The organism is Bradyrhizobium sp. 18BD, assembly GCF_054185225.1.
Genome location: NZ_JAVAYL010000019.1, coordinates 62,438 through 74,369, shown reverse-complemented (window position 1 = coordinate 74,369; position 11,932 = coordinate 62,438). Strand labels below are relative to the sequence as shown.

Sequence of the window (11,932 nt, the reverse complement as noted above, 5' to 3'; positions counted from 1 at the left end):
GGGTTTCGCTGCGCTCTACCCATCCTACGAATCAACGTCGCTTCAATGCGTGACGCGCAGCTCGCGCTCGCGCTGGATCACCTCGGTGGCGAGCCGCAAATACGCTTCGCTGCCAACGCATTTGAGATCGTAGACCAGCACCGGCTTGCCGTAGGACGGCGCTTCCGAAATGCGCACGTTGCGCGGGATCATGGTCTTGTAGACCTTCTCGCCCATGAACTGGCGAACGTCGGCGACGACCTGGTTCGAGAGGTTGTTGCGCGAGTCGAACATGGTCAGCACGATGCCGTGGATCGACAGGTTCGGGTTCAGCGTCGAGCGGACCTGCTCCACCGTCTGCAGCAATTGCGACAGACCTTCGAGCGCGAAGAACTCGCACTGCAGCGGCACCAGGATCGCGTCCGACGCCGCCATCGCGTTCACCGTGAGCAGGTTGAGCGAGGGCGGGCAGTCGATCAGCACATAGGTGTAGTCGGCCTCCGGCGAGACGTTGTTGTTGAGCGCGCCGATCGCATCGCGCAGCTTGAAGGCGCGGCCGGGCGTGGTGCCGAGCTCGAGCTCGAGGCCGGAGAGGTCCATGGTCGAGGGCGCGATGTGCAAGCGCGGCACGGCGGTCGAGACCACGGCTTCGCGCAGCGGGGCTTCGCCGATCAGCACGTCATAGGTCGAGCAGGAGCGGTTGCGGCGATCGATGCCGAGACCGGTCGAGGCGTTGCCCTGCGGATCGAGATCGACGATCAGGACGCGCTCGCCGATCGCCGCGAGTGCGGTGCCGAGGTTGATCGCTGTGGTTGTTTTTCCCACGCCGCCTTTCTGATTCGCCAGCGCCAGGATGCGCGGGTGGCCATGCGGGACCTCTGCGGTCTGCTCTTGCTGCGGCTCATCAATCTCGGTCATCGAAATTTCCCCACTCAACCCCTGAACGTCTCACCCGCGCCATTCAACTGAAGTCAGCTCGACGATCCACCCGTCGCCCGTCCGGCTTTGGTGGAGCTGCGGCTGAATATTCCAATATTTAGCGGCTTCGGTCAATTCAGCCTCTACATCTTGACCCTTGAGAAACAGCGCCTTTGCGCCCTGGCGCATCAGCGGCTCCGCAAAGCCGATGAGTTGATGTAGCGGAGCCAGCGCACGGGCGGTGACGCAATCGACGGGGCCGGTGATTCTATCCACATTATCCCCGATCTCAGCGAGATGTACGACTCCCGGAGACGTCGTGACGCGGATCGCTTCGCGCAAAAACGCGGCCTTCTTGGCGATTCGCTCGACTAGATGAACCTTGGCGTCCGGCGTGCCAGCCATGGCGCAGGCAAGCACGACGCCGGGAAAGCCGCCGCCGCTGCCGAGGTCGGCCCAGCGTTTTGCGGACGGCGCGAGATCGACGAGCTGAAGCGAGTCGGCGATGTGCCGGGTCCAGAGGTTTGGCAGGGTCGAGGGCGCGACCAGATTGGTCTTGGCCTGCCACTCCCGGAGGAGCGCGATGAAGCGATCGAGCCTGGCTTCTGTTTCATGTGAAACGGGAGCGAGCTTCAAGGCCGCGCGTTTGTCGGCGGCGATGATGGAGTCGAGCGCCTGATCGTTGGCGCTGGCCTTGTCGATCTTCGGTCTGGCCGGCGCCGGGTCCGGTCGATGACCGGCACCCTCACCTGTTCCGGGTCGTCGGGATAGCGATCTGTCCCCGCCCGATCCGCGCTGTTTCACGTGAAACGCCTATGCGATTGCCTTGGAAGTCTTCCGTGCCTCGCGGCGAAGATAGGCCGCGAGGATGCCGAGCGCCGCCGGCGTCATCCCATCGATCCGACCCGCCTGGCCGACCGTGAACGGCCGCGCCTTCTCCAGCTTGACCCGGACCTCGTTGGAGAGACCGGGGACGAGGCTGTAGTCGACCTCCGACAACACCATCCCCTCGTCGCGCCGGAAGGCTTCGACATCGGCGCTCTGGCGCTCCAGATAGACGTCGTATTTGGCATCGATCTCGAGATGGGTAGCGATGACGGGATCGATCGAGGACAGCTCCGGCCAGATCGCGCGGACCTCGCTCCAACCGATATCCGGATAAGCCATCAGCTCGAAGGCCGACCGGCGCTGGCCGTCCCGGTTGAGGGACAGCCCGTGCTTGATCGCCTCGTTTGGGGTGATGCTCAGGGACTTCGAGAGCGTCCGGGCCGCGTTCAGGGCATCCATCTTGGTCCGGTGATGCTGGGTCCGGGTGCCGAGGACGCATCCGAGTGCGATCCCCTTCTCGGTCAGACGCTGATCGGCATTGTCGGCCCGCAGCGTTAGCCGGTACTCGGCCCTGGAGGTGAACATCCGATAGGGCTCGCTGATCCCGCGGGTCACGAGATCGTCGATCATCACCCCGAGATAGCCGTCCGCGCGGTCGAACACGGTGAGCGTCGCCCCACTGGCGGAGAGGGCCGCATTGAGGCCGGCCACGATGCCCTGCCCGGCGGCCTCTTCGTATCCGGTGGTGCCGTTGATCTGCCCGGCCAGGAACAGACCGCGCAGACGCTTGGTCTGCAGGGTCGGATCGAGTTCGCGGGGATCGATGTGGTCGTATTCGATGGCGTAGCCTGGACGGACCATCTTCACCTGCTCGAGACCGGGAATGCTGGCGAGGATGGCGAGCTGGACCTCCTCAGGCAGCGAGGTCGAGATGCCGTTGGGATAGACGGTCGTGTCGTCGAGCCCTTCCGGCTCCAGGAAAATCTGATGGCCGTCGCGGTCCCCGAAGCGGACGATCTTGTCCTCGATCGAGGGGCAATAGCGGGGACCGGAGCTCTTGATCTGGCCGGAGTACATCGGGGAGCGATGGACATTGGCCCGGATCACCTCATGGGTGGCGGACGTGGTCCGGGTGATCCCGCACTGGATCTGCGGCGTCGTGATCCGCTCGGTCATCATCGAGAACGGCTCCGGCGGCTCGTCTCCGGGCTGCATCTCGACCGCAGACCAGTCGATCGTGGAGCCATCCAGGCGCGGTGGAGTCCCGGTCTTGAGCCGTCCGAGGGTGAAGCCAGCGCGTTCGAAGGAGGCAGAAAGACCCATCGCAGGTGCCTCGCCGACCCGGCCGGCAGGCCAGTTCTTCTCACCGAGATGGATCAGACCACGCAGGAAGGTGCCGGTAGTGACGACCACAGCCCCTGCCCGAAGCTCCCGGCCATCAGCCAGGCGCAGTCCGGTGACCCGTCCGTCGATCACGATCAGCTCGTCGGCCTCGCTTTCGATGATGGAGAGGCCTTCGGTCGCCTGGATCGCGGCCTGCATGGCGGCCGCATAGAGCTTCCGGTCAGCTTGAGCCCTGGGGCCACGCACAGCCGGACCCTTCCGGCGGTTGAGGACGCGAAACTGGATGCCGCCGGCATCGCCGACCCGGCCCATCAGACCATCGAGAGCGTCGACCTCGCGGACCAGATGGCCCTTGCCGAGGCCACCGATCGCGGGATTGCAGGACATCGCGCCGACCGTGGAGAAGCGGTGCGTCACCAGAGCGGTTGCCGCGCCCATCCGGGCAGACGCAGCCGCGGCCTCACAGCCGGCGTGGCCGCCGCCAATGACGATGACGTCGAAACTCTCTCGCTCTGTTCGCATGCCGGACTTCTAGCTCATAGGTATGAAAGCCGGAAGTATAAACTGGGTGAGAGGGTGTTTTACGTGAGACGCGCGACAGGCTCGGGAGAGCGGCAAAGCCTTTTTCGTGAAAACAACCCCATGCACAGTAAGCGGGGTGTTGAAGGGATTGCTGTTTCACGCGAAACGAAATGGGCCGATACCAAAGCAAGTCCGCAGCTCCGATTGCCTTCTTGGAGTAATCGACCGATCGAGGAGCGACAGTCCATGCCACGCTTGTCATTGCGAGCGTAGCGAAGCAATCCAGAATCCCTCCGCGGAGGCGGTCTGGATTGCTTCGTCGCAAGGGCTCCTCGCAATAACGAGGCCGGTGCGTTACCCTGAAAGCGACTATCGCACTCGCGGAGAGCCAGGTCTCCCGTTCCCCCCCCGCGCCATCGGTCTCAGCCCGAGCACCCCACCAGCGTTTCACGTGAAACAGCATGGAACCGCCTGCAGCTGTCTCGTGAACCTCGGGATCCGTAGCCCGGATGGAGCGCAGCGAAATCCGGGGCAGGCATCAGCCAGAGTGAAAGCGGCCCCAGATTGCGCTTCGCTCCATCCGGGCTACGAAAGAGAACCGCAACATGTTTCACGTGGAACCGGCGCCGCCCTGTTTCACGTGAAACGCAAGCAATGGAACAAACGCTAGTTCTACATTGAAGAACTAGCGCTACTTTCCGATACAGAATTTCTGGAAGATGGCCCCCAGGACGTCCTCGACGTCCACCCGGCCCAGCAGCCGGCCGAGGGCAAAGGCCGCGGCACGCAGCTCTTCGGCGGCGAGCTCCTCGCCCTCTTCTACAAGCTCGAGACTCCGGCGCAAGCTGTCTGACGCGCAGCTCAACAAGTCTCGCTGGCGGGCTCGGGTCACGACGGCGGCTTCGCTGGTACCAAAAAAATCGGCGGCGAACTTCACGAGCGCCACGACCAACTCGGGTAGGCCATCGCCCCGGCTCGCCGAGATCCGGAACTCGCCGCTCGGCCCAACGCCCCCGGCCTTGCCGAGATCGATCTTGTTGCGGACGATCCAGACCGAGCCGTCCGGCCGATCGCCGTCTCCGGATTTCCGAAGTGACCGCAGCGCGTCCGGATCGGCGGCCTGCTCGCCCTCGACCAGCCACAGCACGAGGTCGGCATCGTCAGCGCGCACTCGCGCCCGGCGCACGCCTTCCTGCTCGACCGGGTCGTTGGTCTCGCGGATGCCGGCGGTGTCGATAACAGTGACGGGATAGCCGTCGAGATCGAGCTGCACCTCGATGATGTCGCGCGTCGTGCCGGCGTGCGGCGAAACGATTGCGACCTCGCGGCGCGCGAGCTGATTGATCAGCGTCGACTTGCCGACATTCGGCTCGCCGGCGATCGCGACCACGAGACCGTCGCGCAGGCGTTCCGAATGTCCCTGTGCCGCAAGGACTTTTGTGATTTCGTCATGCAGGGCTCTGATCGCCTCGACGGCCGGCGCCCTCAATTCGGCGGGCACATCGCCTTCATCGGAAAAATCGATACCCGCCTCGATCAGTGCCGACGCCTCGATGATGCGCTCGCGCCAGTCGCGCGCGCGATCGCCGAGCAGGCCCTGCAGCTGGCGCAGGGCCTGACGGCGCTGGCGGTCGGTGTCGGCGTGAATGAGATCGTCGAGGCCCTCGGCCTCGGTGAGGTCGAGCTTGCCGTTCTCGAACGACCGCCGCGTGAACTCGCCGGGCTCGGCAGCCCGCGTATTCGGAATTATCGAAATAGCGGCGAGCAACGCCGACAGCACGGCGCGGCCGCCATGGATGTGGAATTCGGCGATGTCCTCGCCGGTCGCACTGCCCGGCCCCGGAAGCCAAAGCACGACCGCATCGTCGATCGGCTGGCCAGCGCTGTCGCGGAGCAGCCGGCGGCTCGCCTGCCTCGGTGCCGGCAGCTTGCCTGCCAGGGTCGTCAGGACCAGGCCGGCCCGCGGGCCCGAGACGCGCACCACTGCGATCGCGCTCGGCGCACGGCCGGACGACAGCGCAAAGATGGTCTGGTCTCGCGGATGCATGGCCTATTTGTCCGGCTGGCGGGGAAAAGGCAAACGGCGCGTCTTCAGGCTGACGGGCGCCCTCTTTTTGCTGCGCTTTAGGGCCGCAGCAATCACTATATTGCAGCGCAATATCGGGGTAGCATTTTGCTGCAATACTGGCTCGGCTCGGAACCATTCAGCCGGTCGACGTCAATCATACTACAAATATATCAACGGCTTATCGCAATTCCGAATTCCCGGCCGATCCGTCAGCCATGCTGCACCATTACCGCAGCAAAGCCGCACAACAAAAAGGGCGCCCGAAGGCGCCCTCTGATGTCTTGCTGTACCCTGACTCAGGTGTTCATGGAGTCGAAGAACTCCGAATTGCTCTTGGTCGAGCGCAGCTTGTCGAGCAGGAAGTCGATCGCGTCCATGGTGCCCATCGGATTGAGGATGCGGCGGAGGACGTACATCTTCTTGAGCACCTGCGGATCGGTAATGAGCTCCTCCTTGCGGGTGCCGGAGCGGGAAATGTCGATCGCCGGGAAGGTACGCTTGTCCGAGACCTTGCGGTCCAGGATCAGTTCCGAGTTACCGGTGCCCTTGAACTCTTCGAAAATGACTTCGTCCATGCGGCTGCCGGTATCGACCAGCGCGGTCGCGATGATGGTCAACGAGCCGCCCTCCTCGATGTTACGGGCGGCACCAAAGAAGCGCTTCGGACGCTGCAGGGCGTTGGCATCGACACCGCCGGTCAGCACCTTGCCCGATGACGGCACCACGGTGTTGTAGGCGCGGCCGAGGCGGGTGATCGAATCGAGCAGGATCACGACGTCGCGGCCATGCTCGACCAGGCGCTTGGCCTTCTCGATCACCATTTCGGCGACCTGGACGTGGCGCACCGCTGGCTCGTCGAAGGTCGACGACACGACCTCGCCGTTCACCGAACGCTGCATGTCCGTGACTTCTTCCGGACGCTCGTCGATCAGCAGCACGATCAGATAGCATTCGGGGTGATTGTGCGTGATCGAGTGCGCGATGTTCTGCATCAGCACGGTTTTACCGGTCCGCGGCGGCGCGACGATCAGCGCACGCTGGCCCTTGCCGATCGGCGCGACGATGTCGATCACGCGTGCAGACAGGTCTTTCCGCGTCGGATCGTCGATTTCCATGCGGAAACGCTGATTCGGAAACAGCGGCGTGAGGTTGTCGAAATTGACCTTGTGCTTGGCCTTTTCCGGGTCCTCGAAATTGAGCGTGTTGACCTTCAGCAGCGCGAAATAGCGCTCGCCCTCTTTCGGGCTGCGGATGTGACCTTCGATGGTGTCGCCGGTGCGCAGGCCAAAACGGCGGATCTGCGAGGGCGAAACGTAAATGTCGTCCGGGCCCGGCAGATAATTCGCATCGGGCGAGCGGAGGAAGCCGAAGCCGTCAGAGAGAACCTCGACGACGCCTTCGCCGACGATGTCGGTTTCGGCCAGCGCCAGCTGCTTGAGAATGGCGAACAGCAGCTCCTGCTTGCGCATCGTGCTGGCATTCTCGACCCCGTGCTCTTCCGCGAACGAGACGAGCTCGGCCGGCGTTTTCGACTTGAGGTCCTGGAGTTTAATTTCCCGCATTGGGGTGGTCCTGTGGGGTAACCTTTAGGGAGGGGGTGCGAGGTGGCTCTGAAATGCGGACGTGAGAAGATAAAGTCCGCAGGTCTGGCAAGGTGAGTGCCGGTGAGGCTTCAAACCTGATGCGGTGTCCGGCCTCTGGAAAGCTCGGACACAACCACATCCGCCTGCGTTGGGTGGGATATCGATAATATAGAAAATCGCTTTCGGCTCCGCAAGACGAAGCGCTGAGCGATTCGTCACGCGGCCTGCCTAGAACGGCTTCACGATCACCATGATGACGATCAAAATCATCAGGATGGTCGGCACCTCATTGATAATACGATAGAATTTCTGGCTTCGCGGGCGCTTGTCAGCAGCGAAATCCTTCAGCCAGCGGGAAAAAAAGCCGTGGACCGCCGACATCGCCAGGACCAGTGCCAGTTTTACGTGCAGCCAGCCGAATGTGAACCAGTGGCCGGCCCAGGCGAGATACAGCCCGGCAAGCCAAGTGACGATCATGGCGGGATTGATGATCGCCTTGAGCAGCCGGCGTTCCATCACCTTGAACGTCTCGGACTGCCTCGAGCCGATCTCGGCTTCGGAGTGATAAACGAACAACCGCGGCAGATAGAGCATGCCGGCCATCCAGGAGATGACCGCGATCACATGCAACGCCTTGATCCAGAGATAGACGTCTTCGAACATATCTTCGCGCCCGGATGTCTGCCCGCAAAGGGAACTGGGGATAGTAAGAACCCGTTAAGGTCTTACCCTGCACACATATCCGTCCGTAGCGCCTTCCTCAAATCTAGAATCTTAGATTCTTAAGGTTTGAGTCTGAGTGACCGTGGATTGGACTCACGCAATTCCATCCGTGCGTTCGCGCGCGCTTGTTCACATCCCTCAACATGTCCCCGAGGCACTGCGGCGATTTGCGATAAGTCGGCCGGCTTCAAAGGCTTGCGCGTTTCTGTCGGCAGCTTATCAAGGGGGTTGTCCGCGCAATCCCGCTTCCCCTTTGGCGAGGCGCCGGACTTGTTCTGACGGGCAGCGGTGTGAAGAAAATTGGCACTTGTCCCGCCCCTGGTGTCGCACATCCCTTTCCGAGGGGTTAAGCTCCACAGAAATCCACAAACCACCCCGTCTCCATCCAAAGAGTTTTTGTGCCGACCTCGAACAATTATTTCCATCTGCACCTGGTCTCCGACTCCACCGGTGAGACGCTGATCACCGTGGCGCGGGCGGTCGCAGCCCAATACGCCAATGTGACGCCGGTCGAGCACGTCTATCCGCTCGTGCGCAGCCAGAAGCAGCTCGATCGCGTGCTCGACGAGATCGAGGAAGCGCCGGGCATCGTGCTGTTCACACTGCTGGAGAAGGATCTGGTCTCCAGGCTCGAGGACAAGTGCAAGGGGATCAACGTTCCGAGCCTGTCGATCATCGGGCCGGTGATGCAGTTGTTCGAGGCCTATCTTGGCGCAGCGACCACCGGCCGCGTCGGCGCCCAACACGTTCTCAATGCGGAATATTTCAAGCGCATCGACGCGCTGAACTACACGATGATCCACGACGACGGTCAGCATGTCGAAGGCCTCGACGATGCCGACGTGGTGCTGGTCGGCGTATCCCGCACCTCGAAGACGCCGACGTCGATCTATCTCGCCAACCGCGGCATCCGCACCGCCAACGTGCCGCTAGTCCCCGGCATTCCGGTGCCCGAACAACTGGAGAAGCTGACACGGCCGCTGGTGGTGAGCCTGCACGCGACGCCGGAACGCTTGATCCAGATTCGCCAGAACCGCCTGCTCTCCATGGGCGCCGAGTCGGGCAGCGACACCTATACGGACAGGCAGTCGGTCACTGAGGAAGTCGCGTTCGCACGCAAGCTCAGCGCCAAGCATGACTGGCCGCTGCTGGACGTCACCCGACGCTCGATCGAGGAAACCGCGGCCGCAATCATGAAGCTCTACAGCGATCGCCAGCGCAACCGGCCTCCGGAATAAATGGCTATCTGGTGCGGCACGTCTCCGTTAATCTTGGCTTCGCAGAGCAGCGCGCGAAAGATGCTGCTGGCCAACGCCGGTCTCGAATTCAACGCGATCACGGCCGACATCGACGAGCGCGGCATTCAGGCCGCTTCCAAGCTTTCGAATCCGCGCGAGATCGGCCTGCTGCTGGCCCGCGAGAAAGCGAAAGCGGTTTCGGTGAATCATCCCGGAAGCTACGTGATCGGTGCTGACCAGACGCTGGCGCTCGGGAACCGCCTCTTCAATAAGCCCGCCGACCGCGCTCAGGCGCTGGCGCAATTGCGGGATCTCGCCGGCAACAGCCACGAGCTGAATTCGGCCGTTGCCGTGGCGCATGACGGCAAGATCGTCTTCGAGGATGTTTCGGTTGCCCGCATGACCATGCGGCAGATGACCGACGCTGAGCTTTCGGCCTATCTCGATGCCGCCGGCGATGCTGTGACAACCAGTGTCGGCGCCTATCAGCTCGAGGGGCTCGGCATCCATCTGTTCGAGCGCATCGAGGGCGATCATTTCACCATTCTCGGCCTGCCGCTGCTGCCGCTGCTTGCGTTCCTGCGGCGCGAACGGCTAGTTGCGGTCTGAACGATAAAATGGCTAGGCGCTGATGCTGATCCTCGGATTGACCGGCTCGATCGGAATGGGCAAATCGACCACCGCGAAATTGTTCGCGGAGGCCGGCGTGCCGGTCTATGACGCCGATGCCGCCGTCCATCAGCTCTACGAAGGCGAGGCTGCGCCGGCGATCGAGGCCGCCTTTCCCGGCACCACCGTGAACGGCAAGGTCGACCGGGCCAAACTCTCCGCGCGCGTGGTGCACGATCCCGCCGCGATCAAACAGCTCGAGCAGATCGTTCACCCGATGCTCGGTGCGTCCCGGAAAAAATTCTTTGCCGATGCGGAAGCCGCCAAGGCGCCGGTCGTGGTGCTCGACATCCCGCTGCTGTTCGAAACCGGCGGCGAGAAGCGGGTCGATGCCGTGGTCGTGGTCTCGACCTCGGCGGAAGTTCAGCGTCAGCGGGTGCTGGCGCGCGGCACGATGGACGAGGCCAAGCTCGATGCCATCATCGCCAAGCAGACGCCGGATGCCGAGAAGCGCAAGCGGGCCGATTTCGTGGTGGATACGTCACACGGACTTGAACCGGTGCGCGCCCAAATCGCGCATATCCTGGCCGAGGTCGTTAAGATGCCGCAGCGGCGGAGCTGATTCGCCGCCTTCAGACGGCGTCCCAAATCATGCGTGAAATCGTTCTCGATACCGAAACCACCGGCCTCGATCCGCTTCGCGGCGATCGGCTGGTCGAAATCGGCTGCGTCGAGATTTTCAACCGCATGCCGACGGGCCAGACCTATCACGTCTACATCAATCCCGAACGGGACATGCCGGCGGAAGCCTTTGCGGTGCACGGCCTGTCGGCCGAGTTTCTCTCGACCAAGCCGCTGTTCCACGAAGTGGTCGATGCGTTCCTGGAGTTCATCGGCGATGCGCCGCTGGTGATCCACAACGCTTCGTTCGACATCAGCTTCATCAATGCCGAGCTCGATCGCATCAAGCGCCCGGCAATCCCGCGCGAGCGACTGGTCGATACGCTGCTGCTGGCGCGGCGCAAGCATCCGGGTGTGTCGAACCGGCTCGACGATCTCTGTTCGCGTTATTCGATCGACAATTCACACCGCACCAAACACGGCGCGTTGCTCGACTCCGAGCTTTTGGCCGAAGTCTATGTCGATCTGGTGGGAGCGCGGCAGTCGCAGTTGCTGCTGGCTTCGGAGAGCGAAGAGATCAGGGTCAATGCCGCCGGCGATGCACCGCGGCGGCAACGGCTTGTGCCGCTCGCGCCGCGGGTGACTGATGCCGAGCGCGAGGCCCATCGGGCCTTCATCGCAACGATGGGCGACAAGGCGATCTGGAACGAGTTTCTGCCCGCTCCAGCTTGCGCCAATCCGGCCGGTTAGGCCTCTTAGTTACGCCTGTTAGTTACGCTTGGCCGGTCTGACCGCCCTGGGCGGCCATTTGCCGCTCCATGTTCTGACGATAGAGACCAACGAAGTCGACCGGATCCAGCATCAGCGGCGGGAACCCGCCATCGCGCACGGCGGTGGCGATAATCTCGCGGGCGAACGGGAACAGCAGGCGCGGGCATTCGATCATGACCAGCGGATGCAGGTTCTCCTTCGGCACGTTGGTGATGCGGAACACGCCGGCATAGGCGAGCTCGAACGAGAACATGATCTTGCCCGCGGTCTCGGCCTTGCCTTCAACCGACAGCGTCACCTCGAACTCGGTTTCGCTGAGATTGTTGGCGCCGACATTGATCTGGATGTTGATCTGGGGCGGCTGGCTCTGCTGCTGGAGCGAGGTGGGCGCGTTCGGATTTTCGAACGAGAGGTCCTTGGTGTACTGCGCCAGCACGTTGAGCTGGGGAGCCTGGGCCGCCTCGGGAGGGGTGCCGTTACCGTTGGTCATGAAAGTCTCTCCTTACCCGATTGGGGCTGAATTTCGCGGCGGTTGGCTAACATAGGGCCGCCTCATTCCACAAGGACGAACGGCCCCGGACGGCGGATCCGGACCGTGCCCACAACTGTGACGCTCAGGTCGGCCTTTCGGCGAAATCGCGCCTTAAACGATTGAAGATGCGCGATTTCCGGGCAGGATCGGGTTTCCCCTTAAGCATAAAACGCGCTACAATCCGCGCTGTGCCAAA

At 62.7% G+C, this 11,932-nt stretch carries 11 protein-coding genes; 4 read left to right on the top strand and 7 right to left on the bottom strand.

Features of this window, described 5'->3' with window-relative positions; all coding sequences use genetic code 11:
- Nucleotides 1-42: 42 nt before the first annotated feature.
- From RAD16_RS29740 to hemJ, 6 genes are all read right to left on the bottom strand, one after another.
- Complete coding sequence (locus tag RAD16_RS29740; RefSeq protein ID WP_458161388.1) at nt 43-897, bottom strand: ParA family protein; 855 nt, start codon at nt 895-897, stop codon at nt 43-45.
- A 30-nt stretch (nt 898-927) separates the two neighbouring features.
- On the bottom strand, nt 928-1,599 hold the full coding sequence (rsmG, locus tag RAD16_RS29735; RefSeq protein ID WP_458161487.1) for a 16S rRNA (guanine(527)-N(7))-methyltransferase RsmG: 672 nt from the start codon (nt 1,597-1,599) through the stop codon (nt 928-930).
- A gap of 111 nt (nt 1,600-1,710) precedes the next feature.
- Nucleotides 1,711-3,591, bottom strand: a complete 1,881-nt coding sequence (gene mnmG, locus RAD16_RS29730; RefSeq protein ID WP_458161387.1) for a tRNA uridine-5-carboxymethylaminomethyl(34) synthesis enzyme MnmG — start codon at nt 3,589-3,591, stop codon at nt 1,711-1,713.
- A 691-nt stretch (nt 3,592-4,282) separates the two neighbouring features.
- Nucleotides 4,283-5,638 (bottom strand): tRNA uridine-5-carboxymethylaminomethyl(34) synthesis GTPase MnmE, encoded by a 1,356-nt coding sequence (gene mnmE / locus RAD16_RS29725; protein WP_458161386.1) that lies wholly within the window; start codon nt 5,636-5,638, stop codon nt 4,283-4,285.
- 317 nt (nt 5,639-5,955) lie between these two features.
- Nucleotides 5,956-7,221, bottom strand: coding sequence for a transcription termination factor Rho (gene rho / locus RAD16_RS29720; protein WP_458161385.1), 1,266 nt, complete (start codon nt 7,219-7,221; stop codon nt 5,956-5,958).
- 249 nt (nt 7,222-7,470) lie between these two features.
- Nucleotides 7,471-7,905, bottom strand: a complete 435-nt coding sequence (gene hemJ, locus RAD16_RS29715) for a protoporphyrinogen oxidase HemJ (RefSeq protein ID WP_458161384.1) — start codon at nt 7,903-7,905, stop codon at nt 7,471-7,473.
- 458 nt (nt 7,906-8,363) lie between these two features.
- Between hemJ and RAD16_RS29710 the strand changes: the two genes are divergently transcribed.
- The 4 genes from RAD16_RS29710 to dnaQ are packed head-to-tail and all read left to right on the top strand — an operon-like array spanning nt 8,364 to nt 11,183.
- Entirely contained in the window at nt 8,364-9,203 is an 840-nt protein-coding gene (locus RAD16_RS29710; protein WP_458161383.1) for a pyruvate, water dikinase regulatory protein, read from the top strand.
- Nucleotides 9,204-9,812 carry a Maf family nucleotide pyrophosphatase gene (locus RAD16_RS29705; RefSeq protein WP_458161382.1) on the top strand — a complete coding sequence of 203 codons (609 nt, stop codon included), beginning with the start codon at nt 9,204-9,206 and terminating at the stop codon, nt 9,810-9,812.
- Between the two features lie 22 nt (nt 9,813-9,834).
- Nucleotides 9,835-10,434, top strand: coding sequence for a dephospho-CoA kinase (coaE, locus tag RAD16_RS29700; RefSeq protein WP_458161381.1), 600 nt, complete (start codon nt 9,835-9,837; stop codon nt 10,432-10,434).
- A gap of 29 nt (nt 10,435-10,463) precedes the next feature.
- Nucleotides 10,464-11,183 carry a DNA polymerase III subunit epsilon gene (dnaQ, locus tag RAD16_RS29695; RefSeq protein ID WP_458161380.1) on the top strand — a complete coding sequence of 240 codons (720 nt, stop codon included), beginning with the start codon at nt 10,464-10,466 and terminating at the stop codon, nt 11,181-11,183.
- A gap of 22 nt (nt 11,184-11,205) precedes the next feature.
- On the opposite strand, the gene secB is transcribed toward dnaQ, so the two are convergent.
- Nucleotides 11,206-11,694 (bottom strand): protein-export chaperone SecB, encoded by a 489-nt coding sequence (secB, locus tag RAD16_RS29690; protein ID WP_326904988.1) that lies wholly within the window; start codon nt 11,692-11,694, stop codon nt 11,206-11,208.
- Nucleotides 11,695-11,932: the final 238 nt, after the last annotated feature.